At 63.8% G+C, this 24,570-nt stretch carries 24 protein-coding genes, 1 pseudogene and 1 riboswitch; of the genes and pseudogenes, 9 read left to right on the forward strand and 16 right to left on the reverse strand.

Annotated features, from left to right (window positions below; genetic code table 11):
- The first annotated feature begins 326 nt into the window (after nucleotides 1-326).
- Both A7X77_RS08880 and A7X77_RS08885 read left to right on the forward strand, forming a co-directional pair.
- Nucleotides 327-1,349 carry an LLM class flavin-dependent oxidoreductase gene (locus tag A7X77_RS08880; protein ID WP_064682581.1) on the forward strand — a complete coding sequence of 341 codons (1,023 nt, stop codon included), beginning with the start codon at nucleotides 327-329 and terminating at the stop codon, nucleotides 1,347-1,349.
- Between the two features lie 221 nt (nucleotides 1,350-1,570).
- Nucleotides 1,571-2,476 (forward strand): LysR family transcriptional regulator, encoded by a 906-nt coding sequence (locus A7X77_RS08885; RefSeq protein ID WP_064682582.1) that lies wholly within the window; start codon nucleotides 1,571-1,573, stop codon nucleotides 2,474-2,476.
- On the opposite strand, the gene A7X77_RS08890 is transcribed toward A7X77_RS08885, so the two are convergent.
- Both A7X77_RS08890 and A7X77_RS08895 read right to left on the reverse strand, forming a co-directional pair.
- Nucleotides 2,439-3,704, reverse strand: coding sequence for an MFS transporter (locus A7X77_RS08890; protein ID WP_064682583.1), 1,266 nt, complete (start codon nucleotides 3,702-3,704; stop codon nucleotides 2,439-2,441). The two genes, A7X77_RS08885 and A7X77_RS08890, sit on opposite strands and share 38 nt — an antisense overlap.
- The gene (locus tag A7X77_RS08895) at nucleotides 3,701-4,342 is read right to left on the reverse strand and encodes a winged helix-turn-helix domain-containing protein (protein WP_064682749.1); all 642 of its coding nucleotides are present in this window, start codon (nucleotides 4,340-4,342) and stop codon (nucleotides 3,701-3,703) included. The genes A7X77_RS08890 and A7X77_RS08895 overlap by 4 nt, the downstream gene beginning before the upstream one ends.
- Nucleotides 4,343-4,501: 159 nt before the next feature.
- Between A7X77_RS08895 and A7X77_RS08900 the strand changes: the two genes are divergently transcribed.
- Both A7X77_RS08900 and A7X77_RS32100 read left to right on the forward strand, forming a co-directional pair.
- A complete protein-coding gene (locus tag A7X77_RS08900) occupies nucleotides 4,502-5,185 on the forward strand; it encodes a class I SAM-dependent methyltransferase (RefSeq protein ID WP_064682584.1) in 684 nt (227 codons plus the stop codon).
- 58 nt (nucleotides 5,186-5,243) lie between these two features.
- A pseudogene (locus A7X77_RS32100) lies at nucleotides 5,244-5,535 on the forward strand (transposase); the annotation flags it as partial.
- A 164-nt stretch (nucleotides 5,536-5,699) separates the two neighbouring features.
- Here the strand turns inward: A7X77_RS32100 and A7X77_RS08905 are convergent.
- The 9 genes from A7X77_RS08905 to A7X77_RS08945 form a co-directional block, all read right to left on the reverse strand.
- The gene (locus tag A7X77_RS08905; RefSeq protein WP_064682585.1) at nucleotides 5,700-7,028 is read right to left on the reverse strand and encodes a sigma-54-dependent transcriptional regulator; all 1,329 of its coding nucleotides are present in this window, start codon (nucleotides 7,026-7,028) and stop codon (nucleotides 5,700-5,702) included.
- Nucleotides 7,025-8,824 (reverse strand): sensor histidine kinase, encoded by a 1,800-nt coding sequence (locus A7X77_RS08910; RefSeq protein ID WP_064682586.1) that lies wholly within the window; start codon nucleotides 8,822-8,824, stop codon nucleotides 7,025-7,027. The genes A7X77_RS08905 and A7X77_RS08910 overlap by 4 nt, the downstream gene beginning before the upstream one ends.
- Nucleotides 8,825-8,962: 138 nt before the next feature.
- Nucleotides 8,963-10,243 (reverse strand): dicarboxylate/amino acid:cation symporter, encoded by a 1,281-nt coding sequence (locus A7X77_RS08915; RefSeq protein WP_064682587.1) that lies wholly within the window; start codon nucleotides 10,241-10,243, stop codon nucleotides 8,963-8,965.
- A 63-nt stretch (nucleotides 10,244-10,306) separates the two neighbouring features.
- Nucleotides 10,307-11,725 (reverse strand): aspartate ammonia-lyase, encoded by a 1,419-nt coding sequence (gene aspA, locus A7X77_RS08920; RefSeq protein WP_064682588.1) that lies wholly within the window; start codon nucleotides 11,723-11,725, stop codon nucleotides 10,307-10,309.
- A 463-nt stretch (nucleotides 11,726-12,188) separates the two neighbouring features.
- On the reverse strand, nucleotides 12,189-12,992 hold the full coding sequence (locus A7X77_RS08925; protein WP_064682589.1) for an ABC transporter ATP-binding protein: 804 nt from the start codon (nucleotides 12,990-12,992) through the stop codon (nucleotides 12,189-12,191).
- Nucleotides 12,993-12,999: 7 nt separating this feature from the next.
- On the reverse strand, nucleotides 13,000-13,992 hold the full coding sequence (locus A7X77_RS08930) for a FecCD family ABC transporter permease (RefSeq protein ID WP_082928794.1): 993 nt from the start codon (nucleotides 13,990-13,992) through the stop codon (nucleotides 13,000-13,002).
- A gap of 41 nt (nucleotides 13,993-14,033) precedes the next feature.
- Complete coding sequence (locus tag A7X77_RS08935; protein WP_064682591.1) at nucleotides 14,034-15,038, reverse strand: FecCD family ABC transporter permease; 1,005 nt, start codon at nucleotides 15,036-15,038, stop codon at nucleotides 14,034-14,036.
- Nucleotides 15,039-15,057: 19 nt separating this feature from the next.
- Entirely contained in the window at nucleotides 15,058-16,023 is a 966-nt protein-coding gene (locus A7X77_RS08940) for an ABC transporter substrate-binding protein (protein WP_064682592.1), read from the reverse strand.
- A gap of 146 nt (nucleotides 16,024-16,169) precedes the next feature.
- Nucleotides 16,170-17,264 (reverse strand): adenylate/guanylate cyclase domain-containing protein, encoded by a 1,095-nt coding sequence (locus tag A7X77_RS08945; RefSeq protein ID WP_064682593.1) that lies wholly within the window; start codon nucleotides 17,262-17,264, stop codon nucleotides 16,170-16,172.
- A gap of 180 nt (nucleotides 17,265-17,444) precedes the next feature.
- On the opposite strand from A7X77_RS08945, the gene A7X77_RS08950 reads away from it, so the two are divergent.
- Entirely contained in the window at nucleotides 17,445-17,669 is a 225-nt protein-coding gene (locus tag A7X77_RS08950; RefSeq protein WP_010004126.1) for a hypothetical protein, read from the forward strand.
- A gap of 84 nt (nucleotides 17,670-17,753) precedes the next feature.
- On the opposite strand, the gene A7X77_RS08955 is transcribed toward A7X77_RS08950, so the two are convergent.
- Together A7X77_RS08955 and A7X77_RS08960 are read right to left on the reverse strand one after the other, a co-directional pair.
- Nucleotides 17,754-18,074 carry a GCG_CRPN prefix-to-repeats domain-containing protein gene (locus A7X77_RS08955; protein ID WP_064682750.1) on the reverse strand — a complete coding sequence of 107 codons (321 nt, stop codon included), beginning with the start codon at nucleotides 18,072-18,074 and terminating at the stop codon, nucleotides 17,754-17,756.
- Between the two features lie 184 nt (nucleotides 18,075-18,258).
- The gene (locus A7X77_RS08960) at nucleotides 18,259-18,705 is read right to left on the reverse strand and encodes an SRPBCC family protein (RefSeq protein ID WP_064682594.1); all 447 of its coding nucleotides are present in this window, start codon (nucleotides 18,703-18,705) and stop codon (nucleotides 18,259-18,261) included.
- A gap of 292 nt (nucleotides 18,706-18,997) precedes the next feature.
- Nucleotides 18,998-19,142: riboswitch (FMN riboswitch) on the forward strand.
- Nucleotides 19,143-19,222: 80 nt separating this feature from the next.
- On the opposite strand from A7X77_RS08960, the gene A7X77_RS08965 reads away from it, so the two are divergent.
- Together A7X77_RS08965 and A7X77_RS08970 are read left to right on the forward strand one after the other, a co-directional pair.
- Nucleotides 19,223-19,657: a 6,7-dimethyl-8-ribityllumazine synthase gene (locus tag A7X77_RS08965; RefSeq protein WP_064682595.1), complete on the forward strand. Its 435-nt coding sequence runs from the start codon at nucleotides 19,223-19,225 to the stop codon at nucleotides 19,655-19,657.
- Between the two features lie 145 nt (nucleotides 19,658-19,802).
- On the forward strand, nucleotides 19,803-20,492 hold the full coding sequence (locus A7X77_RS08970; RefSeq protein WP_064682596.1) for a VOC family protein: 690 nt from the start codon (nucleotides 19,803-19,805) through the stop codon (nucleotides 20,490-20,492).
- Nucleotides 20,493-20,725: 233 nt separating this feature from the next.
- Here the strand turns inward: A7X77_RS08970 and A7X77_RS08975 are convergent, their stop codons facing one another.
- Nucleotides 20,726-21,502: a DUF1194 domain-containing protein gene (locus A7X77_RS08975; RefSeq protein WP_064682597.1), complete on the reverse strand. Its 777-nt coding sequence runs from the start codon at nucleotides 21,500-21,502 to the stop codon at nucleotides 20,726-20,728.
- A gap of 105 nt (nucleotides 21,503-21,607) precedes the next feature.
- Nucleotides 21,608-22,510, reverse strand: coding sequence for a LysR family transcriptional regulator (locus A7X77_RS08980; RefSeq protein WP_064682598.1), 903 nt, complete (start codon nucleotides 22,508-22,510; stop codon nucleotides 21,608-21,610).
- 187 nt (nucleotides 22,511-22,697) lie between these two features.
- Between A7X77_RS08980 and A7X77_RS08985 the strand changes: the two genes are divergently transcribed.
- Both A7X77_RS08985 and A7X77_RS08990 read left to right on the forward strand, forming a co-directional pair.
- Nucleotides 22,698-23,423 (forward strand): SDR family NAD(P)-dependent oxidoreductase, encoded by a 726-nt coding sequence (locus A7X77_RS08985; protein WP_064682751.1) that lies wholly within the window; start codon nucleotides 22,698-22,700, stop codon nucleotides 23,421-23,423.
- Nucleotides 23,417-23,905 carry a RidA family protein gene (locus A7X77_RS08990; protein ID WP_064682599.1) on the forward strand — a complete coding sequence of 163 codons (489 nt, stop codon included), beginning with the start codon at nucleotides 23,417-23,419 and terminating at the stop codon, nucleotides 23,903-23,905. Before A7X77_RS08985 ends, A7X77_RS08990 begins: the two co-directional genes overlap by 7 nt.
- 56 nt (nucleotides 23,906-23,961) lie before the next feature.
- Here the strand turns inward: A7X77_RS08990 and A7X77_RS08995 are convergent, their stop codons facing one another.
- Nucleotides 23,962-24,501 (reverse strand): Pycsar system effector family protein, encoded by a 540-nt coding sequence (locus A7X77_RS08995; protein WP_064682600.1) that lies wholly within the window; start codon nucleotides 24,499-24,501, stop codon nucleotides 23,962-23,964.
- Nucleotides 24,502-24,570 lie beyond the last annotated feature (69 nt).

Consider the following 24,570-nt stretch of genomic DNA (forward strand, 5'->3'; position numbering starts at 1 on the left):
GCGACCGGGTGTTTGCCGGCGGAACAGTTCGCACCTCCGGCGTGAACGCAAGATAGTGGAGCTTGCTCCGCTGAGCCCGTTTAATCATAGTGCCGGCATGAGCGGATACGATAGCCCTTTCGAGTATTATGTTCGGTGTCTGCTAACAGTCGAGCTCGCCACCCGGCACAACGACCCGACGATGAACCGGAGAGAGACCGGGGGAAGACTCGGCAACAGGCATATGGCAGTGCCGATGCATGCGCCCCAGTTCCGATTGTCATGCAACCCGAAACTGTGCCATGACCTGTCGACCCAGACACAACGGATCAAGGTGCGGTATCAGTATGAAGAAGATCGGATTCCTTTCGTTCGGGCACTGGACGCCCTCGCCGCAATCGCAGACGCGCTCGGCGGGCGACGCGCTGCTGCAGTCGATCGATCTTGCCGTCGCCGCTGAAGAGCTCGGTGCCGACGGCGCCTATTTTCGCGTGCACCACTTCGCCCGGCAGCTGGCCTCGCCCTTCCCGCTCCTGGCCGCCGTCGGTGCTAAGACCAGCCGGATCGAGATCGGTACTGCCGTCATCGACATGCGCTACGAGAACCCGCTCTATATGGTCGAGGATGCGGGCGCCGCCGACCTGATCGCCGGCGGCCGACTGCAGCTCGGCATAAGCCGCGGCTCGCCCGAGCAGGTGATCGATGGCTGGCGCCATTTCGGCTATGCCCCGCAGGAAGGTCAGGACGAGGCCGAAATGGCCCGGCGCCACGCGGAAGTCTTTCTAGAAGTGCTGCGCGGCGAAGGCTTTGCCAAGCCGAACCCGCGGCCAATGTTTCCCAACCCGCCCGGTCTCTTGCGTCTCGAGCCGCATTCGGAGGGTTTGCGCGAGCGGATCTGGTGGGGCGCCAGCTCCAACGCCACCGCCGTCTGGGCGGCACAGCTCGGCATGAACCTGCAGAGTTCGACGCTGAAGGACGACGAAACGGGAGAGCCGTTCCACGTCCAGCAGGCCGACCAGATCCGCGCTTACCGCGAGGCCTGGAAGGCCGCCGGCCACGCCCGCCAGCCGCGCGTCTCGGTCAGCCGCAGCATCTTCGCGCTGGTCGACGAGCGCGACCGCGCCTATTTCGGCTATGGCAACGACGAAAGCGACAAGATCGGCTTCATCGACGAGAAGACCCGGGCGATCTTCGGCCGCAGCTACGCCGCCGAGCCCGACGTCCTGATCCGACAGCTCGCCGAAGACGAGGCGATTGCCGAGGCCGACACGCTGCTGCTCACCGTCCCCAACCAGCTCGGCGTTGCCTACAACGCCCATGTCATCGAAGCGATCCTGACCCACGTCGCCCCGGCGCTCGGCTGGCGGTGAGGACGTCGGTCGCTGTGATGGACTGATCGACGAGCGGGGTCTTGGACGCGAGCCATACAGGCGATGACTAGGGGGCGTGCAGGAGAGCGCATCTGCCATCCCACCGCCGCGTAAACGATGCCTCGGGACCTTACTGCCGCGCCGGACGTTGATGGTGCGAACCTTGAATCGGTCGCCGCACGACCGAATTAAGGCCTAGCCCGAACCGCTCGAGTTGCCCCATGCCGCGTACGAACCTCAACGATATCCTGATCTTCATGGCCGTCGTCGATGCCGGAAGTTTCATCGCCGGCGGCCAAGCCATGGGCCTGTCCCGATCGGCAGCCGGAAAGGCCGTCATCCGCCTGGAAGACCGCCTCGGCACGCGCCTCCTCAACCGCACCACGAGAAGGCTGAGCCTGACCGACGAAGGCCGGGTATTCTATCACCATGGTCTGGAAGTCCTCGCTTCGGTCGACGAAGCGGAGGCGAGCGTGGCGGGTCAGAGCGCCACGCCGCGGGGTGTTCTCAGGCTCACCGCTCCCGATGCCTTCGGGCGGCTCGTCGTGCTGCCCATCGTCGAAAAATATCTTCTGGCCTGGCCCGACATCCAGGTCGAAGTGAACTTCACCGATCGCAAGGCCGACATTCTCGAAGAAGGTTTCGATCTGGCGATCCGGATCGGCACGATGCCGTCGGAATCCGACACCTGGCTGATTTCGCGGGTGATCGCCGCCGACAGGGCGCGGCTCTGCGCCTCGCCATCCTATCTCGCCGACCGTGGTGAACCGCGCGGCATTGACGATCTCGCCGCCCACGATTGCTTGATCTTTTCCAGCCGCGATCAACGGCAAGGCTGGCGCTTTCGCGGCGAAGGCGGAGCCTGGGTCAAGGCGCAGGGCCGCAGCCGCCTGAGGCTCGACAGCGACGAAGCGATCCGCGACGCTGCCGTCGCAGGCCTCGGCATAGCTCTGCTCCCCGGCTTTCTCGTCGCAGGCGATCTCGCCGCCGGCCGCCTCCGCCACGTCTTGCCGGAGCTCGAAACAGACGATGCCAAGATCGTCACACTCTATCCCGACAAGCGCCTGCTGGAACCGCGGGTGCGCCGCTTCATCGACTTGATGACCAAGGAACTCGGGCATCAGTGAGCGCAGCGATCTCCCCGTCAAACCCGCGAAAACTCTTCAGTGCCAGCGGCGCAAGCGTGGTCGCAAGGTAGCCGCCCCCCATCAGGAACAGCGCCGCGGCAAGGCCGAGTGTGCTGATCAGCGCGCCGCCGGCGAGGCCGCCGAAGGGGACGAGGGCGAAGCAGAGGGCGGTGTTCAATGCGGTGACCCGGCCGGTCATCGGCTTGGGGATGCGCTGGAAGATGACCGCCGACAGGATCGGGTTGAGGAAACCCGACGCGAAGCCTGCGATGACGAGTGTCGCAAAGACAAGGCCGATGGGCGCATCCAGCGCGGGAACGAGAAAGCGCGGAAAGCCGGTCAGGAGGAAGGCCACGGTATAGACCACCAGGCGCGGCATGCGCTCGCCGATCGCCGCGGCAATCGCAGCACCAGCGATCGAGGCGCCGGCGAAGGAAGCGAACATCGTCCCGAGCAGCTCGGGACCATGGCCGGCATCCCGTGTCCAGACCGGCAGCAGCACGGCATGATAGGCCTGGTCGAAGAGATTGGTGACCGCCACCATGGCGACGATGCTGACGAGCACGGCATCGCCCCGCAGAAAGCGCCAGCCCTCACGGAGATCGTCGAGATAGGAAGCCCGTTCGGCCGGTGGAGATTCGAGCGCGGGCGCGCGGCGCGGCCCGGGTATGCCCACAGCAACGATCAATGCCGCGGCGGCGAAGGTGGCGGCATTGACGAGCAGCGCCTGGCCCGGGCCGATCAGCCCGATCAAAGCGCCGGCGCCGGCCGCCCCCGCCGTCGAGGCCAGCCGCTCGATGGCGCTTGCGACGCCGGTCACTCGTTCGAGCGGCACGCCGGCGAGCGTCGCGATATCGGGAACCATCGCCTGCTTGGCCGCATCGGAAGGGCCGCGCAGCACGCCCATGGCAAAGACGAGCGGCAGCAGCACCGGCATGCCGAGCAGGCCGAAGAGATCGAGAAGCGGCACCAAAGCGACGACGAGCACCGAGGCGGCATCTGAGATGATGGCGATGCGCTTGGCGCCGGCGCGGTCGATCAACGGTCCGCCGAGCGCCTTGGCGACGACATAGGGCAGCATCTCCATCATCGCCGTCAGCCCCGTCAGAACGGGGCTGCCCGTCGTGCTCAGCACCAGCCAGGGAATGGCGATGGTCGAAAGCCGCGTGCCCGAGAGCGAGAATGTCTCGGCAGCCGCGAGCGCCAGGAACGGCCGGCCCCTTCTCAAGGCTCGCCCTCGCCTTCGCGATGCGGAAGGCGGCCTGGATAGGGAAAGGCGTGCAGCATGACATAGAACGGGACCATGCCGGGCTCTCGGGACGCGGGCTCCCCCAGCCGCGGGGCCGCCTGCATCGCCTCCAGGATGATATCCCTCAGCCGTTTCGTCAGAGCCTCGGCCTGCGCCGCCGTCATCGGAATGATGATGTCGTCGGCGGCCGTCGCCTTGCGCCATTCGGCCGGCAGCTCGGCATATTCCTCCAGCGCCTGCTGCATCTGGCCGACCTGCAGCGAGAGTGCGGCCTGGTTGAAGGCGATGTCGAGATCGAGCGCCTCGCCTTCGGCTTCGCTCGCCGGCACCGAGGTCAGCTCGTGGCTGGCGCGCCACCAGCGGTCGCGCCGCGAGACATGCGGCGCCTCCTCGATGAAGCCGTAATGGGCAAGCTGGCGCAGATGATAGCTTGTCGCGCCGCTGTTCAGACCGAGCCGCGCGGCAAGCTGCGTCGCCGTGGCAGGCCCATCGATCCGCAGCATGCCGAGCATGCGCAGCCGCACAGGATGCGCCAGCGCTTTCAGCGCGGTCGGCTCGGGCACGACCCGGCTGACGATGCGGGCAACTGCGACAGGTTGGGAGAGCGGATGTTTCACGTCAAAAGTATACAATCGCAAACATATCTTTGCAAAGCTCTCTTTGCAAAATATTCGGCGGCTGTGGAAGGCGCTCTAAAACCGCCTTCCGATCTAGCCAAGCATGAGTACGCATCCTAAGACCGTCACCGTGATCGGCATGATGCGAGGGGCAAGAGGATGACTGAGGAAGCGCAGAAAAACATCGGCACGTGGTATATCGATCCAGACGCCGAAGACAGGATGGCCGATGGACATGCGCCCATCTGGCGCCACCTGATCGACCTCATCCTCGAGCGCGACCTGACCGACAAGAGCGTGCTCGATTTCGGCTGCAATCAGGGCGGCCTGCTGCGCCATCTCTATGCGATCCGCCCCTTCCGCAAGGCGCTCGGCATCGACATCGCTGAAACCTCGATCGCCAAGGCCGAGACGCTGAAGGGCAATCTGCCGATCCAGCATCAGGTCGGCGGCAGGCTCGACGGCTGGAGCGAAGAATTCGATCTCGGCCTCAGCCATGAGGTCATCTATCTCGTTCCCGATATCGACGTCCACGCTGCCGACATCTGGCGGGCGCTGAAATCCGGCGGCGTCTACTATGCCGTGACCGGATGCCATACGGATAACCCGCTCTGGCCGAAATGGCGCGAACTCGTCGCCAACCGCACCAACACCGTCGTCCAGGACCGGTCGATCACCGATTACGGCCGTGCCTTCGAAAAGGCGGGCTTCGACGTCTCCGCCCGCAAGCTCGAATATGACGGCTTCATTCCCTTCGTCGCCGACGGCTGGACGCCTGATTTCGCCGATGCGCTGAATTACTACACCCAGACGAAGATCGTCTTCAGGCTGGTGAAGCGCTAAAGCGCTTCGCGTCAAATATGATTCATGCGACGCGCTTTAGCTCTTGTTTTGATGCATGTCGTTGTCGCCGGGAGACATCGTTGTCCTCGACAATCTCGGCAGCCACAAAGGCTCGGCGGTGCGTGCGTCGGGCTATCAGAAAGACAGGGGCAAAGCTCTTCTTCCTGCCGCCTTACAGCCCTGACCTTAATCCCATCGAACAGCTCTTCTCCAAGATCAAACAGGCCATGCGCACCGCAATGGCCCGTTCCGAAGACACAGTTCACGACGCTTTGGCTCGAACCATAGAGACAATCAAACCAAACGAATGCGCAAACTACATCCGAAACGCAGGATATGGGTCAACCTAAATGCAAAACGGTCTAGGATATCAATCGCCGCGCGAGTTCATCAGCTCGCGATCTCACCCCTGAGCATGTTCGTCGTTTGGGGGCAACTCCACGGCTCTCGTGGGCATCTCTGTTGCAGCGCCGCCCTTATGCGCGTTTCGGCGGCCGTTCGTCGGTGACCAGCGTCACGCCAAGCCGTATTTGCGGAGCTTGTCGTGCAGGGTCGCCTTCGGTACGAGCAATTCCTCGCTGACGCGAGCCAAGCTGTTGCCGTTGCGGCTGAGAGCGTCGACTATAAGGGCGCGTTCAAACTCTTCGACATACCTTGCCAAGGGCCGAGAGGGGGTGTTCGTCGCCTCGCGGAATGGCGGGAAGCCCGCTGCTATGCCCAGCACGCAGCGTTCAGCGACATTGCGCAGCTCCCGGACGTTGCCGGGCCAATGGTAGGCGAGCAGTCGCTGGGTTCGCTCGACGTCGGGCGCGAGCTCGCCTCGCTCATGGCGTGATGCCGCCTCCAGGGCAAACTGCTCGAACAGGAGGCCAATGTCCTCGCGCCGTTCGCGCAACGGCGGCAATGGCAGCATCGCCACGTTCAGACGATAGTATAGGTCCGGCCGGAACCCTCCTTTTTCGGCAAGCACTGCCAAGTCGACCTTGGTCGCAGCGATGACACGGCAGTCGACGGCGATCGGGCTGTTCGATCCAAGACGCTCGAGCGTGCGCTCTTGCAGGACCCGAAGCAGTTTCACCTGCATGGCCATCGGCATGCTTTCGATCTCATCGAGAAATAGCGTCCCGCCGTTGGCGTGCTCGATCTTGCCTATCCGCCGTTTGGCGGCACCGGTGAAGGCACCAGGCTCATGGCCAAATATTTCGCTGTCGAACAGGTTTTCCGGCACACCGCCGCAATTGATGGCGACGAAATTGCCGCTGCGTCTCGGACTGGCCTCATGCAGGCATCGCGCCACAAGCTCCTTGCCTGTTCCAGTTTCGCCGTGGATCAGCACATCCGCCGCGCTGTTGCCAAGCTCGCCGATGAGGTGACGCACCCGCTCTATGACGAGTGAACGACCGATGATGCGAGCCGTGGTCGATTGTTGCCCCAAAAGCTTGGCGCGCAGTTCGCGCACCTCGAGCGTCAACCTGCGTTTCTCAAGTGCCCGGCGCACGACCTCGACGAAATAATCGGGGGAGAAAGGCTTCTCGATGAAGTCGTGCGCTCCGTCCTTCATCGCCTGAACCGCCAGCGAAACATCGCCATGCCCGGTCATCAACACCACCGGCAGGTCGGGATCTTGGTGGAGGAGATCGTGCATGAGCGCCATGCCGTCATCGCCCGGCAGGCGGATATCGGTGACGACGATGCCTGGAAAGTGGGCGGGAACGAGCCGTCGTGCCTTCTCGGCGCTTTCCACCGCTTCGACATCCATGCCTTCGAGCTCGAGTGTCTGCTGGCACCCGAGGCGGACATTCGGCTCGTCCTCGACGATCAGGACCTTGAGGTTGTCGCTCATGGTGTGTCTCCGATACTGGTTGCGGGGAGAGCGACGGTGAAAACCGCGCCGCCCTCGGGATGGTTCGCGCCGGTCAGCGTTCCACCGAAATGGTGCACGATTTCCGACGAAATGGCCAAGCCGAGCCCAAGGCCCCTGTTGCTTTCCTTGGTCGTGAAAAACGGCTCGAAGAGGTGTTCGCGCACATGCTCCGGCAGGCCCGGCCCGTTGTCATGGATGTCGATGACGACCCGGGTGTCCTCGCGCCGGGCGCAAAGGCGGAGCGTCGCTGACGCGGTGCCCTCGATCGCGTCCAGTGCGTTGGCAATGAGGTTGACCATGACCTGCTCCAGGCGGTTGGCATCGCAGAGTGCTATCACCTCATCCGCCTCAATCTCGGTAGACACGTTCACGCCCGCGCGGCGCAGGCGCTGGTCGAGCAGGAACAGCGCGTTGTCGACCGCGCGCCGCACGTCGACCGCACGCACCGTGCCCGGGGATTTGCGGGCGAAGGACTTGAGCTGGTTGGTGAGCGTGCCCAACCCGTCGACGATGCTGCCGATGCGATCGAGATTGCTTTCGGCGGTCGCGACATCGCCGCGCCGAAGAAATTTGACCGCGTTGCAGGAGAGCGTGCGCAGCGCCGCCAGAGGCTGGTTTATCTCATGGGCGAGGCCGGCGGAAATCTGGCCGATCGTGGCCAGCTTGGCGGCATGGACGAGCTCGTCCTGGGCGGCACGCAACGTCCGTGTCCGTTCCTCCACCTTGCGCTCCAGTTCGTCGTGCGCGCGCTGCAGCGCCTCGCGTGCCCGCAACCTGTCGCGCAGATGCCGCCGCCGTTGGTCGAGCAGCACCAGCACGATGCCGACGAAGGCGCTGGCGATTGCGGCAAGCGCTGCACGAGTCCAGGCGATCGCGCCGATTTCGTCGGCGGGGGAGAGCACCGTCAGCGACCAGCCGGTCTCGGCCATCGGGGCGGTCTGCGCCAGAAAATTGCCCGATAGCTTGGAACCGCCGTCCACCTCCGCCGATGGCGCTAACCGCACGAGGGCGGCAGCTTCACCGAAAGCCTCCTCCTGCCTCAGGCCGAGCGAGGGAAGCGGGCGAGCATTGTATTGCAGGCTGCGGTCGAGCCGCCGGCGTTCTGCATCCGGCAGCGGGCGCAGTGTGGTGAATTTCCAGGATGGGACGGATGCAAGGATGACGATGCCGTTCTGATCCGTGACGATAACGGGCACCTCGACGGTCGCCCAGGACTGTTCCAACTGTTCGAGGCTGACCTTGACCACAGCCACGCCGACGACCCCGCCATTCGCGAGCAAGGGCGAGGAAAGGTAGTAGCCAGGCTCGCCAACCGTCGTGCCGATGCCGAAAAGCCGTCCGGGCCGGCCCCGTATGGAATCTTTGAAATAGGAGCGATAGGACAGGTCTTCGCCGATGAAGCTGTCCGGCCGGTTCCAGTTGCTGGCGGCGACCACATGTCCTTGCCGGTCGAGCAGGTAGATCGAGAGCGTACCCGCCCGCTGGTTCAGCTGCTCAAGATAGCGGTTGACGGTGTCGGTGAGCGGTTTCCCGTGCGCGATCAGGTCGATTACGTCTCTCTCCAGCCCGAGTGTGGCGGGGAAATAGGCGTACTTGTCGATCTGCCTGTTCAGGCTGGTGGCGTAGAGCTCGAGCCGCTGCGTTCCCGTTCTTTGCAGTTCGGCAAGCCCCAGGTTCTCGCTGATGCGAAAGCCCGCAATGCCGACGGCAAGCGCCACCGCGACGAGGCCGGGAAGCAGCAAACCGTATTTGCGAATGAGAGAGGCGATCGACATAGGAATGAATGGAAGCGGATGCGCACGCCGCAACAGTGTTGTTGATCCGGCTCTCTACCACATCCGATGAGGCCGAGCGAGCATGCAGTGATCTGCCCGCCTTCTCAACGGGCGGGCAGATCTTTGTCTTGCGCCGGCCTATTCGGCCGCGACCAGTCCTTCGCGCGTGCGCTCTTCCGCTTCGTCAGGAATGTCGAGCGCGTTTTCCCACTTGGCGACGACCGTGGTGGCGATCGCATTGCCGAGCACGTTGGTGGCGGTTCGCCCCATGTCGAGGAAATGATCGATACCCATGATTAAAAGCACTCCCGCCTCCGGCAGGTTGAACATCGGCAGCACGGCGGCAACGACGACCAGCGCGGAGCGCGGCACACCGGCGATGCCCTTGCTCGAAACCATGAGCACGAGCAGCATGACGATCTGCTGCTCCATGGTGAGCGGCAGGCCATAAGCCTGGGAGATGAACAAGGCGGCAAAGGCCGTATAGATCATCGAGCCGTCGAGGTTGAACGAATAGCCGAGCGGCAGGACGAAACCGATGATGCGCTCCTTGATGCCGAAGTCTTCCAGCTTCTCCATCACGCGCGGGTAGGCCGCTTCGCTGGAGGCGGTGGAAAAGCCGACGAGCATCGGCTGGCGCACTTCCCGGACTAGGCGGAATACGCTTGTCCCGAGCACGAGGAAACCGGCGCCGATCAGCACGGCCCAGAGCACGACGAGCGTCGCGTAGAAGCTGCCGACGAACTTGCCGTAAACCATCAGGATCCCGAGGCCTTGGACGGTGACGACATTGGCGACGGCGGCAAAGACGCCGACCGGTGCGAAGCGCATCACATAATCCGTCACCTTCAGCATGACCGGGACTGCGCCTTCGATCACTTCGATGAGGGCGCGCGCCTTCGTGTCCTTCAGACTACCGAGCGCGAGACCAAAGAACACCGAGAAGACGAGGATCTGCAAGATCTCGTTGTTCGCCATCGCTTCGAAGATGTTGCGCGGGAAGACGTGGGTGATGAAGTCCTTGAGATTGAGCGACGACGTCTTCAACTCGGCCGAGGCCGATACATCGGGCAGCGGCACGCCGACATTGGCGCCGGGTTGGAAAAGGTTCGCAAAGACGAGGCCGATCGCCAGCGACGCGAGCGAGGCCATCAGGAACCAGCCGAGCGCCTTGCCGCCGATGCGCCCGACGGTGCGGCCATCGCCCATGCCGGCCATGCCGGCAACGAGGGTCGTGAAAATCAAGGGCGCGATGATCATCTTGATCAGCCGCAGGAAAATGTCGGTCACCATCGCGAAATAGCCAGCGATGTCTTTCGCCGCGGCCGGGCTGCCCGACAGCACGTTGCAGCCATAGCCGACGATGACGCCCAGGATCATTGCGATGACGATCCATGTCGTCTGCTTGTTTATCTTCATAATAGTCTCCTTCCTCCCCCGCCCGGTTCATCCCGGCGGTTTTTGATCAGCAATTTGGATGGTTCAGCTGCGCGCCATGCTCGGGCGCGGCTTGGTCAGCGCCTCGGGGCGCAAGGCCTCGGCTAGCGCTTCGGCCGTCATCAGTCCACGCACCTCCACCAGTTCGGCGACGCCCCTCCCGGTCCTGTGCGCTTCCGCTGCGACTTCGGTGGCATTGGCATAGCCGATGATGGGATTGAGGGCGGTGACGATGCCGATCGAGCCCAGCACGCTCGCCTCCAAGCGCTCGCGGTTCGCAGTGATGCCATCAACGCATTTGTCGGCAAGAATCAGGCACCCCCGGCTGAGGTGGCCGATGCTCTTGAACAGGCTGTGGGCGATGATCGGCTCGAAGGCGTTGAGCTGCAGCTGGCCCGCCTCGGCGGCGAAGGTCACCGTCAGATCGTTGCCGATCACTTCGAAGGCGATCTGGTTGACGAGCTCCGGGATCACCGGATTGACCTTGCCGGGCATGATCGACGAGCCGGCCTGGCGGGGCGGCAGGTTGATTTCGCCGAAACCCGCCCGTGGGCCGCTGGAAAGCAGGCGAAGGTCGTTGCAAACCTTGGACAGCTTGACCGCGACGCGCTTCAAAACGCCCGAAAGCTGGACGAAGCTGCCGCAATCCTGTGTGGCTTCAATGAGATTGGGCGCAGTGATGACAGGTACGCCGCTGATCTCCGAAAGCAGCCGGCAAACCAGCGGCGCGTATTCGGGATGGGCGGTGATGCCGGTGCCGATCGCCGTGGCGCCGAGATTGATCTCGCGGATCAGCAAGGCAGCCTCGCGCAGCCGCTGTTCGTCTTCGGCCAGCATTACCGCATAGGTGGAGAATTCCTGCCCCAGCGTCATCGGCACCGCGTCCTGCAGCTGGGTCCGCCCCATTTTGAGGATGTCGCGGAATTCGTCCGCCTTGTGCTCGAAGGCCCCCCGGAGATGGGCCATGGCATCGATCAAACGGAAAATGCCGGTATAAGTCGCAAGCTTCAGCGCCGTCGGATAGACGTCGTTGGTGGACTGGCCAAGGTTGACATGTTCGTTCGGGTGCAGGTGCCGGTATTCGCCACGGACGTGGCCCAGAAGCTCCAGCGCCCGGTTGGCGATCACCTCGTTGGCGTTCATGTTGGTGGAAGTGCCGGCGCCTCCCTGGATGACGTCCACGACGAATTGATCATTGAGCGCACCGCCTGCGATTTCCCGGCAGGCGGCGACAATCGCCCCGGCCCGTTCGGCGTCGAGCTGCCCCAGTTGCAGATTGGCTCGCGCGGCGGCCATCTTGATTTGCGCGAGGGCGCGGATCAGGTCCTGATAGTGTGAAATCGGAATGCCTGTCACCGGGAAGTTTTCAAGGGCGCGCAGGGTGTGAACACCGTAGTATGCGTCCAGGGGAATCTCTCGGTCCCCGATCAGGTCATGTTCAATACGGCTCAAGGCAACAGTCATTTTTGGGCTTGCTCCTCTCCATCCACCCGCTGTCGAGCGGGCTATTGGCTGAAGAGAGCAACACGTGTGCCAATTGGAACAGGCGCGAGAGCGGCCGCTAAGCCATTGAAGGCGAACTATCTTTGCTTGCCTTGCCTAGGACCTTATTCGGATTTCCGGATAGAAGAGGGGCGAGCGCGTTTGGAAATCCGAATGAGCTCGCCGTCGGCCAAAATTATCAGGGCTCGACATCATGACGTCCCGCCAGCAAAAACACGACTGGCGCTCGCGCTTCGCGATATCGGGCGCGCCCATCTTCCTGCCGCAATGGTGGCAGAACCCCGAAATGCGCCGGAATGTGCCACCGCCGGTCTCAACAAGAGCGAAGCCCAGCACCCACCGGCCCGCGCACAGTTTTTCAATCGCCTTGGAGCTGCGAGACATCCGAAACGCAGGATATGGGTCAACCTAAATGCAAAACGGTCTAGAGGCCATGGTCGTCTCGCTGAAGCCGCATCAGCTCGACATCGAAATGCGGCGGGCTGTCGGGCGCGACCTGGACGAAACGGCCTCTGACGCGGAAGATTTCCTGGATCAGCCCGCGTTCGGCAAGCTCCCCAGGGGCGCCGTCGAATCGGAGCTCGCCTCTTTCGAGCAGCGAGATGCGGTCGCTGACGGCGACGGCCTGGTTGATGTCGTGGATCGCCATGACGACGGTCACGCCCTTTTCCCGGCTCAGCCGATGCACGAGGTCGAGCACCTCGACCTGATAGCCGATATCGAGAAAGGAGGTCGGCTCATCGAGCAGCAGGATCTCCGCCTCCTGGGCGAGAGCGGCCGATATCCAGGCCCTTTGCCGCTCGCCGCCGGACAGTTCCCGAAGGCTGCGGTCGGCGAGCCCGGACAGGCCGGTACTTTCGAGCGCCCATTCGATCGCGTCTTCGTCACGCCTGTCATAGGAGCGGAACAAGCCGACATGCGGATAGCGGCCCTGGCGCACGAGCTGGGCGACGGTCATTTCGTCGGGCGCGGTCGGTTGCTGCGGCAGGAAGGCGAGCCTCTTCGCCAGCATGCGGCGCGACATGGAGGCGACGGCAACGCCGCCGAGCGACGCCCTGCCCCCGGCCGGCCGGATCAGCCCGGCCAGCGCATGCAGCGCCGTGCTCTTGCCCGAGCCGTTCGGGCCGATCAGCGCGCGGATCTCGCCCTTCTCGAGCGAAAGACTGAAACCGTTTAAGGCCTTTCGCTTGTTGTACATCACCGAGAGGTCGGAACAGGACAATGGCATTTCGGCCTCACATGGTTTTGCGCAGCAGCGCGAGCAGGAGCGGCACGCCGAAGACGGCCGTGACGACGCCGATCGGGATTTCCTCGGCTTGGCCGAGCAGCCGGCCGATGAGATCGCCGAGCGTAACGATGACGGCGCCGAGCACGATCGTCAGCACCAGCGCCAGCATGAAATTCCGTCCCGCCAGGAAACGGGCAAGATGCGGCACGACGAGGCCGATGAAAACGACAGGGCCGACCGCGCCGACCGCACTCGCCGCAAGTGCAGAGGATACGATCAGCACGACCGAGAACTGCCTGCGATAGCCGAGGCCGAAGGAGCGTGCGACGGATGCATCGAACTGCAGCAGCGTCAGCGGCCGGTAGATGACCGGCAGCATGGCGAGCCCGGCAATGGTGAAGGGCAGCAGGAAGAGTGCGTGATCCCAGCTGCGGGCGTAAAGGCTGCCCGACAGCCATTCGAGGATGATCTCGATGCGGGCCGATCCCCAACCGGCGATGAGGCCGATCGCCACTGCATGCAGCACGGCCCCGACCGCCACGCCGCAAAGCGTAATGCGCAGCGCACTGAGGCCAAGGCGAAAAGCCAGGAGATAGATGACGCCGCCGGCGAGCAGGCCGCCGGCAAGCCCCGCCGCCGGCAGCCATGCGACCGGCAGCTCGGCAAGCGTGTTCGAGCCCGGCTCGAAGATATAGACGGTGAAGAGCAGGAAGATCGTCACCGACAGCGTCGCCCCTTGCGACACGCCCATCAGCGACGGATCGGCCAGCGGATTGCGGGTGATGGTCTGCAGCAGATGTCCCGCCAGCGAAAAATGAATGCCGGCCAGAATGCCGGTGGCGATGCGCGGCAGCCGGATATCGAGAATGATCAGCCGCGCCTCCGCCGAGCCGCCGCCGGTCAGAACGGCCGCGACTTCGGCCATCGGAATATCGGCAACGCCGAGAAAGATCGCCGCCGCCAGCGACATGACCGCCAACACAGCAAGCATAGCGGCCATGCCGAAGCCTGGCGAAGCAGCCGATGTCGATGCCGGGACGCTCATCGTGCCTCACCCGCAAGGCTCAGCCGCCCACGCTGGACGAGATAGATGAAAACAGGACCGCCAAGCAGCGCGGTGACGATACCGACGGGCAGTTCGCGCGGGATAGCGATGCTGCGCGCCAAGACGTCGGCGACGGTGACGATCAGCGCGCCGAAGGCAGCACAGAGCCCGATCTCCCATCCCGTGCCGCGCGGTCTGAGGAGCCGGGCGATGTGGGGAGCGGCCAGCCCCACGAAGGCGACCGATCCGGCGACCGGCGCGACGCCGGCGACCGGAAGGACGGCGAGGATAAGAATGAGCGGCTTCCACAGGCCGAGTTGCAGGCCCATGCCGGCCGCCGCATGATCGCTCAGCGTGAACATGGCGATGACGCGCCGCAGAAGCAGCGCGCCGACGACGCCGGCGATCGTCCAGGGCAGCATGTAAAAGAGATGCGACCAGGTGCGCCCCTGGAAACCGCCGGCAAGCCAGAAGAGCAGCGACGCCGATTGCGGGCCAGTCAAGAGCAGCACATAAGTGGTGATCGCACTCAGGAAGAGCGAGACGCTGACGCCGCCGAGCGCAAGCTGCAGCGGCCGCCCCTGCCCGCCATGCGACACCCAGAACGTCACCGAGGCTGCCGCAAGCCCGCCGGCAAGGCCGATGAAGGGATAATAGGCCGGCGATATCCAGGGCAGGAAGACGAAACAGCAGACGATCGGCGCGACCGCCCCCGATGTGACGCCGGTGATGCCGGGATCGGCCAGCGGATTGCGCGTTAGCGTCTGCAGCACATAGCCGGAAACGGCAAGGCCCGCGCCGCCGGCAGCCGCCGTCAGGCTGCGCGGCAGGCGCAGCGTCCAGACGAGGATGGATTCGATCTTGCCATCGGGCGCCAAAAGCACGCGGATGGCGGTCTCGGCCGACAGCGTCTTGGCGCCGATCAGCAAGCCGAACATCGCCGCCACAACGGCGGCGATGACGATGAGCCCGATGGCCAGGAATGATTGCCGGGAGCTCATCGCCGGTCTTGTCACTGGCTTAGTTCTGCAGGTCGGCCGGGATCAGCTTGGCAGCTTCCGCCTTGACGTCGACGGCCGGGAACGTGTCGGGATAGAGGTAGTGTGCGGCCTCGCGCAGCACGATCTCGCGGGCGATCGGACCATTGGTCTCGACCCACTGGTCGCCGACATAAAAGACCCGGTTGTTCTTGACGGCCGACAGCTGCGACCAGATCGGGTTGCTTTCGTGCGGGCGATCCGGGCCGGAATCGTAGACGAAGATCACTTCCGGGTCCTTCTCCAGCATGGTTTCGAGGCTGAGGTCGATGCCGAACTCGCCGCCCGGGGTCTTCGGGCCGGGAACATTGTCGCCGCCGATCGCAGCGACGATCGAGGCCGAGGTGTTTTCCGTGTGGAAGGCGAAAGGTGTCGCGCCGCCCCACATGATCAGGAAGCGCGGATGCACGTCCTTCGGCGCCTTGGCGGCGAATTCTGCCAGATGCTTGCGGAAATCGGCGTTCAGCTGCTCGCCGCGCTCGGGCTTGCCGAGCAGCTTGGAAAGGGCGGCGGTCTCGCTGTAGCTCTCTTCGAGCAGCTCCATATTATAGGCGACGTAGGGCGCGATGTTCTGAAGCTGCGCGGCATTGCCGACCGTATAGCGGCGGATCGCGATGATGAGGTCAGGTTTGGCCTCGGAGAGAAGCTCGAGATTGGGCTTGGCGCGCTGGCCGATCTGCTTCATCCCGGCAGTCAGCCCCAGCAGGAAAGCGGGCTCGCGGCCTGCCGTCATATAGGTGCTGGCGACCGGCTTGATGCCGAGCGCCAAAGCGACATCATCGGCGAAATAGGATATCGAGGCAATGCGTTTCGGCTGCGCCGGGACTTCGACGGTCACGCCGCGGTCGTCGACGATCGAGACTTTCTTGTCTTCGGCCTGAGCGACTGCGGCCAACAGCATTGCAGACGCCCCCAGCACGGGGAAAAATTTGCGCATATATCGAGTCATGTTTGCCCCATTCGATGTGCGCACAGGCTTTAGCCAAAAAAGAGGAGTTTCACAATCATGATTCTTGCCGGAGTTTTACGAAGCGGAGAAAGCCGCGGCCGGGAGTAACCCCGCATCTGCGCCTTTCGGCAGCATCAGCGCTGAGGTCAATTCTCGGGCAGGGTGAATACCGCGCAAGGATCGGCGATGCCGCGCAAGGCGTGCTCTCCGAGTGGCACGAGCGCCGCTGTCGTGTTCGCCGCCACCGCCCCGGAGATCAGCACGCTGCGGCCGAGCGGCTTGCAGAGCCCCTCCAGCCGGCTGACAAGATTGACGGCGGGGCCGATGGCGGTGAAATCCAGCCGGTCGGCCGCACCAATGTTGCCCCACAGGATTTCGCCGAAATGCAGCGCGGCGCCGAAAGGCAGCGGCGCCAGCCCCTGCCCCTGGCGAACGTGGTCGAGATGGGTCATGCCGGCCCGGCTGGCGGCGATGGCCCGGAGCGCCGCCTCGCAGGCATCGCGGTCGCCTTGCGCCTTACCCGCCGCAGGCGTGACGGGGAAGATCGCCAGTACGCCGTCGCCGATGAATTTCAGCACCTCGCCGCCGAAGGCGTGCACGGCGCCGGCGACGCGGTCGAACCAGTCATCGAGCGTTGCGATCATCGCGTGCGGCTCCGTCACCTCGGAGAGTGCGGTGAAGTCGCGCAGGTCGGCGCAGAGAAGCGCCGCGCGGATGGTTTCTCCGGTGCCGCGGGCAAGTGCCCCGGCCTGCACCCGCGCCGCGCTGCGCCGGCCGAGATAGGCCTCGAGGAGGGCTGCCCGCGCCTCCCGCGCCGCGAGTGCGGCAAGCGGCGCTGCGGCAAACCGCGCCACCTCGCGCAGACGGTCCGCCTCGGCCGCGCCGAAAGCGTCCACCGCCGCTCCATTGCCCATGCCCGCCCAGCCAAGCACCGGGCTGTCCTGTGACGGACCGATCTGTTGCTCCCATACCGGCCCGAGCCCGGCCAGCCACTCACGGCCGGCCTCGACGGGCGGGGCCGCAGCGAAAGCGAGCGCCTCGATGACGGCTCCGGTCTCCGCCCGCCACAGCCAAGTGCGCCGCGCGATGATCGGATGCGGCACCGAAAGCGTCAGCGCGCCGCCGGCAAGCGGCAGACCATCGCAAAGCAGCCGGCGTCCGAGCTCGGCCAGGAACCGTTCGGGACCGGGCGCGGCAGCGGCCTCGTCAACCAGCCAGGCAAGGGAGGAAGGCAGATCCATGACTCAGGATGACATCGCCCGGAGGCGTCCGCAAGCGGACGGTTGCGCGCCGGCGGCTCTTGCCAAAAACAGTGTCGAAAATCCGCAACCGCGGTGGAAAGCAGAAAAATAACACTTTAAACTTGCGCTGCTTTGATTCCACGATAATGTCGGGTCATCATCCGCGATTGAGGGGTTGCGATGGGCACGACATTCTGGCCGAAAGATCCGCTGGACGGAAACGACATGACGCTGCTGACGTCGATCCTGCGGCGCTGGTGCGCGCGCTATGGAATCGAGTTTACGGCGGACGAAAGCCGTCTGAAGGCGAAGGAACTCGTCGAATGGTTTGAGTTCGGCGTCAAGGATCCGGCCGAACTCGAAGAGCTGATCGACGGCAAGCACTGGCTTGTCAGCCGGATCTAACCTGAGCGCAATTACAGTTTCCAAAAGAATAGGCCGGGCGAAATATCGCGCCGGCCTTCGTCCGTCAGCCTCATGCCGAGGTTTTTAGTAGTCGTCCCGCCAGCGGCGTTCGCGATCCCAGCGGCGTTCATGGCGCCAACGCGGGCCATCCCAGTCGCGGTGGCGGCGCTCCCAACCCCAGCGGGGTGGACCACCATAGAAAGCCACCGGCGGCGGGCGTCGCCAGTTGCGGCGGCATTCGCCCCAGCGGGTCAGGTGCCAGCCGCGGCCGCAGGCGTAGTCGACCTTCGTGACGTCGCTTGTGACCTTGCTCTCGACATTGATTGTCCCCATCGGCATCGCCTGCGCAGAGCCGATCGAAAGGCTGCCAGCGAGCAAGGCAGCCGCGATAGATAGTGCCTTCATCGAAAACTCCATTTCATCCAGCCGTACCCACTTTAGGGCCGCCAAATTGAACTGGAGATGAACCGGGCATTCATGTTTGCAGGTGAAAAAAACTTGCTTTTTGACGGCCGGTCGGAGCGCCGGCCGGCCGTTTTTCCCGCAACGGCAAGCGCTTGAAAAGCGCCCTACGCCCGGGAAAAATCGTTCATGTCCTGCCATAAAAAGGATCCGGCCCCGGATCACGCCCGGCGGCGACCGCGGTGAGCCTCCCGAGATAATGCTCCCAGCCCTCGGCATGGCCGGCGCACTGCTCCTCGTTCGGCAGGCCGCTATGGGTGAGTCGGAGTAACGTCCCATCCGACTGCTCGATCAGGTCGATCTCGACCAGGCTGGAGCCCGGCGGCACGACCTCGCTGCCATCCCATCCGAAGCTGTAGGCAAGCCGATGCACCGGCACGACCTCGCGAAACGAGCCTCGCGCAAAGCGGGCGCCGGTAACGTTGACGAGATAGAGCCCACCCGGCTCCGGCTCGATCTCGGCCTCTGTTCCCATCCATCGCAAGATCCTCTCCGGGTCCGTCATCAGCGCAAACACCGCAGCCGGCGGCGCCGCAATATGCGCCTCACGGCGCACGACAAAAGACTCTGGCATGCCTCCCTCCCATGATTGTGGCGGCCAACCCCACCTGATGCGGGACGGCGCGTGATACTGTTTCGGCGTGAGTGTCCTCATGGAAGCATGTAGGCGGAGGGGCGCACGCAGCAAGGGTGATGGGAATGCGCGTCTCCTTCTCCCATTCGCCGGCTCTCATTGGCGGGCGTGGCACCCGCCAACCGCTCCTCATGCTGAGCCATGCAGCCCGAGAGGGCGAAGCCCCAAAGCACGCCCCGCCCACCAAACCAACTCCCCTATTGCCAGCTCGCCGCCTTGCCCCTATTGTCCGCGCCGTTCTCAGGGCGGGGTGGAAGTCCCTACCGGCGGTATGCAGTTTCGATTGCGAGCCCGCGAGCGCCTTCTCCAGGGAAGGGTCAGCAGATCAGGTGAGATGCCTGAGCCGACGGTCATAGTCCGGATGAAAGAGAACGCGCGTTCCTGCTGCCCTTACCGGCAGCCGGTGAACGTTCGTGATCGCCTTGGGTGACGTGTCTGTACGCCAAAGGAGATTACCATGACACCCACCCGTTATGCCTTCGTCAAAGCCGGCTGGCACGCCGATATCGTCGATCGTGCGCTCGAAGGTTTCCAGCAGCTCATTCCAGCTGAGCAGATCGACGTGTTCGACGTTCCCGGCGCATTCGAAATGCCGCTGCTGTCGCGCGATCTTGCGGCGACCGGGCGCTATGGCGCCGTCATCGCCGCCGCCTTCGTCGTTGATGGCGGAATTTATCGTCACGAATTCGTCGCCCAGGCCGTCGTCGATGGCCTGATGCGCGCCGGCATGGATACCGGCGTTCCGGTGCTGTCGGTTTCGCTGACGCCGCATCAGTATCAGGAAACCGAGCATCACACGCAGATCTACCGCGCGCACTTCGTCGAGAAGGGCCGCGAGGCGGCCCGCGCCGCCCTGACGATCGGCAAGACGCGCGCCGCTCTTGCGGCGTAGGCGACTCGCAACTGACGGCGGGGCTGGCCCGCCGTCTTCTCCTTGCCGACAGAAGAATTGATTCGACGCTCTGCCCGCGCTGTGGTCCACTCGCGCACGACATGTATCGCCATTCTTAATGCGTCCAAACCTCGAGGAGCTGAAGATGAGCAATGCAATGCGCAGTGAAACCCCTACAGAATCCATCAGAACGCGGCCCGCCGACACCAAGCTCGAAGTGGTGGTCATCCCCGTTTCCGACGTCGACCGCGCCAAACGCTTTTATGACGGCCTCGGCTGGCGGCTCGATGCCGATTTCGCCAATGATGCCGATTTCCGCGTGATCCAGTTCACCCCACCCGGCTCCGGCTGCGCCATCATCTTCGGCAGGAACGTGACCGCCGCCGCGCCCGGCTCCGCTCAAGGCCTCTACCTCATCGTCTCCGACATCGAGGCCGCCCGCCGCGATCTCATCGCCCGCGGCGTCGAGGTGAGCGAGGTCTTCCACGACGCATCGGGCGTCTATGCCGGCAAGGACGAACCCTATCTCTTCGGGCGCCTGCGCATCGCCGGCCGCGATCCCGAGCACCGCAGCTACCGCTCCTTCGCCTCCTTCAAGGATCCTGACGGCAACGGCTGGCTGTTCCAGGAAGTCACCACCCGCCTGCCCGGCCGCATCGACGCCGACGAGACCGCCTTCTCCACCTCGAGCGACTTGGCCTCCGCGCTCCGCCGCGCTGCCGCCGCCCACGGCGAACACGAGAAACGCAACGGCGGCAAATACGACGAGAACTGGCCGGACTGGTACGCCGAATATATGGTCAGCGAACAAGCCGGCAGAGAGCTGCCGCTATAGGCAGTGAAAAGCCCCATCCCGAGGCGCGAGACGGGTGCTCCGAACACCAAATGAATGCAGGGAACACTGTTGCAGCGCGTCCTTCGACGCTTCCGGCCTTTAGCCTGCGCCTCGAAGGACGCGCTTCAGCATCGCTCTCGCGGGGCTCACCGCCTGGCTGCCTTCGCTGCCGCCACCATGCCGTCGAGCCAGTCCCGATAGCCATTTATCATCGGGTTGGGCCAGCAGCCCGCTCACCGATCAAACATATCCCGCCACTGCTTCTCCCCGATCAAGCAGTCCGTTGCCGGCTCCACGCCGGCGATCGGCTGCACCGTCGCCGGCAAAGACAAGCCGCTGATCTCCATCACCAGCTTGCGGCGCACGGCGACGGCGAAGTCCTCGATCTTGCGGACCGGCAGCACGAAGGCGCCGGGGCCGCCAATGACGCAGTCGGCATAATATTTGTCGAGCCCGTCAGGCGCATCGGAAGGCCGCAGCATGAGGGCGAGGCCGTTGATGACCATGCCCGATGCCACCGCCTTGTCGCGGACGGGCGTGACGGGATTGCCGGAATTGTTCGGGCCGTCGCCGGAGACATCGATCACCTCCCGCCTGCCCCGGAAGGGGCTGGCGATGATCATGCTGACGCCCTGGGCAATCGCGGTGGAGATCGAGGTGCGCCGCTGCGTGCCGATCGGCCGGGCGTCGACCTTGTCGGCAAAGGCGATCGCATCCTGCTCCGTCGCGATCACCTGCCAGTCGATCACCGAACCCTGGACGACGTAGCCCGCCCATTCGAAATAGCTGATGGCGATGCGGCCGGTGAGCCCGCCCCTCACCGCGTCGATGAATTCCTTGTGTTTTAGCGCCTCGACATAACCGTCGCGCTGGATGCCGATCTCTTCGAAATCCATCGACCGCGAGGTGTCGACGGCAAGCACCAGGGTGACGTCGACCTCGTTTGCCGCAGCCTGCGCGGCCGGCACGACACCGGAAAGACCCATGAGCACCGCAAGTGACGTCAGCATCGGTAGATCCCCGCGCCATTCTCAAGCCGGGCGACTCTAGCACAGCTTGGCCGCTGCCGAACGCGCCGTCGCGCGGGCTCCTTCAATTTTCGGTGATGGCACCCCTCAATGCAACGGCAGCCACAAAGGACTTTTCCATGCCTTCAGCGCGTCGAGGAAGACCTGCAGGCGCAGGGGCAGGAAGCGGCGCGTGGGATAGACGGCGTGCACGAAGATTTCCGGCGACGACCAATCCGGCAGCAGGCGGATGAGCGCGCCTCTTCGGATCTGCTCGTCGCAATAGGTCGAAGGCAGGAGACCAATGCCGTGGCCACGATAGGTGAAGGCGCTGACCGCATCGAAATCGCGGCTCGATGCCGGCCCCGACACGCGCACGTCGGCCGATTTGCGGCCGCTGACGAGATGCCATTCCGCTTCGCCGTTGCGCCCGTTCAGGAGCACGCACCGATGGTCCTTGAGATCTTCGGGCTTTGTGGGAAGCGCCCTCTCCTTCAGATAATCCGGGGCGGCGACCAGATAGCGCACGCTCTTGCCGAGCCGCTGCGCGACGATGGTGGAATCCTTGAGGTCGCCGAAGCGGATGCCGAGATCGATATTCTCCGCGACCAGATCAAGGAACAGGTTAGTGACGAAAAGATCGACTTGGATCTCGGGATAGGCCTTCAGGAAATCGGAGATGAATTCGTAGAAGACCTCTTGGCCCAAGATGACCGGCACCGAGATCTTCAGCAGGCCTTCCGGCTTTCTCTGCGTTTCGGTCAACGCCTGCTCGGCGTCGACGAGATGAGCGAGCGGCTCGCTGCACCTGTCGTAATAGGCCCGGCCCTGCGCGGTGAGGCTGAGCTTGCGGGTCGTGCGCTGGATCAGCGTCACGCCGAGCTGCTCTTCGAGCGATGTCACCTTCCGACTGACGGTCGAAACAGGCATACCGAGCGAATGGGCGGCGCGGCTGAAGCTGCCATATTGCGCCACCTTCACGAAGACGGCGATGTCGTTGAGATCGGCCATGCCGGCATTTTTGCACTGATGCAAAAGAGAATCCAGATATTTCCATCTAATCGAGCAATGACGTTTTCGCCATATTCACCTTGCGAAAACAACCAACAACCCGATGGCGGCGCGATCGCGGCGGCCCCATCTCGAGCGACCCACCTTGCCAGGCCTGCGTTGCCCGAACCAGATTATGGAGTTCAACATGACCAAACAAAGGACTGTCATCGTCACGGGCGCCTCCCAGGGTATCGGAGCAGGGCTCGTCAACGCCTTCGTCGAGCGCGGCTACAACGTTGTTGCCACCTCGCGTCAGGTCAGCGCTTCGGATGCCTTCCAGGCTTCCGACAGGCTGGCTCTGGTCGACGGCGACATCGGCGATCCCGAAACAGCGGCCCGCGTCGCCAAAACCGCAATCGACCGGTTCGGTTCGATCGACGCGCTCGTCAACAATGCCGGCATCTTCTTCACCAAGCCGCTCGTCGATTACACGATGACCGACTTCCGTAAGCTCTCGTCGACCAATCTCGAAGGTTTCCTGCACCTGACGCAGCGGGTCATCAGGCAGATGCTCGCCCAGAACACCGGCGGCAGTGTCGTCAGCATCACCACGCCGCGGATCGACCATCCGATCGCCGGCATGCCCGCTTCCGTGGCGATGATGACCAAGGGCGGCATCGACGCGATTTCGAAGAACCTTGCGATGGAATATGCAAACGAGGGAATCCGCGTCAACACGGTCGCCCCCGGCGTCGTCGACACGCCCCTTCACAAGGACAATCCGAAGGAGTTCCTGAGGACGCTGTCGCCGATGACAGGCATTTCGAATGTCGATGAAATCGTCGACGCGGTGGTCTTCCTCACTGAAGCTCCGCGCGTCACCGGGGAGGTGCTGCACGTCGATGGCGGCGCACATCTGGGCAAATGGTAAACCATGAGAAAGCGCAGGCAGCCGGCGCGGAACGGCGGCTGCAGGAACTCGGCATCACCCTTCCCCCGCCGCCGACACCCTTTGGGGCCTATGTCGAGGCGACGAGAACAGGCAATCTGGTCTTCTTCAGCGGTATGCTGCCGGTTGTCGGCCACGAGCCCCTCTATATCGGCCGTGTCGGCGGCGCGCTGACTTCGGAAGACGGCCGCAAGGCAGCCGAGGCGGCGACGCTGAGCGCGCTTTCCGCCGCCAGGGATTATCTCGGCTCGCTGGACAGCATCGTGAGGGTCGTGAAGCTCGGCGTCTATATCGCCACCGAGGGCGATTTCCGCGACCACCCCAGGGTCGCCGACGGCGCGTCCGAATTGCTGCTTGCGGTCTTCGGCGAGAAAAAGCTCTCCGGCCGCGTCGTCCTCGGCGTTGCCAGCCTGCCCCTCGGGATGCCGGTCGAGATCGAGCTCGTTATCGAAGTGGAGGATTGAATGAGCGGGGCGCGCGCGTCTCAGAGCGCGCCCCGCATTCTTGCCTTCGCTTGCGCTCAGCCTGCCGCCAACAGCAGCACATAGGCAATGACGCTCACCATCAACCCGCGAAAGGCGAAGGTGACGCAGCTATATTTGCTGCGGGCGATGCAGGAAAGAATTTCGGCGTTTTCGAGATACTGATCGAAAAGATAGCGCTCGTCGCGCCGCAGGGCCGCCTCGAAGAACAGGTCGCGGTGCTTGGGCCAGCCGCCCCAAAAAAGCGATGTCGACGTGCCCAGACGACGGGGCAGCACGACGAGGATGGCTGAGAGGATGGAGAAGACCGAGGCTGCGGCAAGCAGGCCCGAGAACAGAATGCTTCCCGGCGCGCCCCCGATATAACGGCCCAGGCTGAAGACTGCCCTCACCTCGCTGGAGCTCACCAAAAAGGCGAGCATGAAAGTAAAGATATAGGCGGCCTTCTGGTCGGATATCTTGATTTGATCATAAAATATGTCGTTGATTTTCTTGATGTGGTCAAAATACTCGGCGCTGACATCTCCGCTCGACGGCCTGCTCTGCATAACCTCCGTGACATTTTCGAATTCGCTCACCTGAATACTCCATCCCCTAAAGTGTTTCCCTGATATTACACTTTGCAACGAAAGCAAGAACACGTGTGC

The organism is Rhizobium bangladeshense, from assembly GCF_001662075.1.
Classification (GTDB): Bacteria; Pseudomonadota; Alphaproteobacteria; order Rhizobiales; family Rhizobiaceae; genus Rhizobium; species Rhizobium bangladeshense_B.

Coding starts and splice junctions, on each gene's coding strand:
- A7X77_RS08880 (WP_064682581.1), top strand. CDS start 327: ATGAAGAAGATCGGATTCCTTTCGTTCGGGCACTGGACGCCCTCGCCG.
- A7X77_RS08885 (WP_064682582.1), top strand. CDS start 1,571: ATGCCGCGTACGAACCTCAACGATATCCTGATCTTCATGGCCGTCGTC.
- A7X77_RS08900 (WP_064682584.1), top strand. CDS start 4,502: ATGACTGAGGAAGCGCAGAAAAACATCGGCACGTGGTATATCGATCCA.
- A7X77_RS08905 (WP_064682585.1), bottom strand. CDS start 7,028: ATGAGCGACAACCTCAAGGTCCTGATCGTCGAGGACGAGCCGAATGTC.
- A7X77_RS08910 (WP_064682586.1), bottom strand. CDS start 8,824: ATGTCGATCGCCTCTCTCATTCGCAAATACGGTTTGCTGCTTCCCGGC.
- A7X77_RS08915 (WP_064682587.1), bottom strand. CDS start 10,243: ATGAAGATAAACAAGCAGACGACATGGATCGTCATCGCAATGATCCTG.
- aspA (WP_064682588.1), bottom strand. CDS start 11,725: ATGACTGTTGCCTTGAGCCGTATTGAACATGACCTGATCGGGGACCGA.
- A7X77_RS08925 (WP_064682589.1), bottom strand. CDS start 12,992: ATGCCATTGTCCTGTTCCGACCTCTCGGTGATGTACAACAAGCGAAAG.
- A7X77_RS08930 (WP_082928794.1), bottom strand. CDS start 13,992: ATGGCCGCTATGCTTGCTGTGTTGGCGGTCATGTCGCTGGCGGCGGCG.
- A7X77_RS08935 (WP_064682591.1), bottom strand. CDS start 15,038: ATGAGCTCCCGGCAATCATTCCTGGCCATCGGGCTCATCGTCATCGCC.
- A7X77_RS08940 (WP_064682592.1), bottom strand. CDS start 16,023: ATGACTCGATATATGCGCAAATTTTTCCCCGTGCTGGGGGCGTCTGCA.
- A7X77_RS08945 (WP_064682593.1), bottom strand. CDS start 17,264: ATGGATCTGCCTTCCTCCCTTGCCTGGCTGGTTGACGAGGCCGCTGCC.
- A7X77_RS08950 (WP_010004126.1), top strand. CDS start 17,445: ATGGGCACGACATTCTGGCCGAAAGATCCGCTGGACGGAAACGACATG.
- A7X77_RS08955 (WP_064682750.1), bottom strand. CDS start 18,074: ATGAAGGCACTATCTATCGCGGCTGCCTTGCTCGCTGGCAGCCTTTCG.
- A7X77_RS08960 (WP_064682594.1), bottom strand. CDS start 18,705: ATGCCAGAGTCTTTTGTCGTGCGCCGTGAGGCGCATATTGCGGCGCCG.
- A7X77_RS08965 (WP_064682595.1), top strand. CDS start 19,223: ATGACACCCACCCGTTATGCCTTCGTCAAAGCCGGCTGGCACGCCGAT.
- A7X77_RS08970 (WP_064682596.1), top strand. CDS start 19,803: ATGAGCAATGCAATGCGCAGTGAAACCCCTACAGAATCCATCAGAACG.
- A7X77_RS08975 (WP_064682597.1), bottom strand. CDS start 21,502: ATGCTGACGTCACTTGCGGTGCTCATGGGTCTTTCCGGTGTCGTGCCG.
- A7X77_RS08980 (WP_064682598.1), bottom strand. CDS start 22,510: ATGGCCGATCTCAACGACATCGCCGTCTTCGTGAAGGTGGCGCAATAT.
- A7X77_RS08985 (WP_064682751.1), top strand. CDS start 22,698: ATGACCAAACAAAGGACTGTCATCGTCACGGGCGCCTCCCAGGGTATC.
- A7X77_RS08990 (WP_064682599.1), top strand. CDS start 23,417: ATGGTAAACCATGAGAAAGCGCAGGCAGCCGGCGCGGAACGGCGGCTG.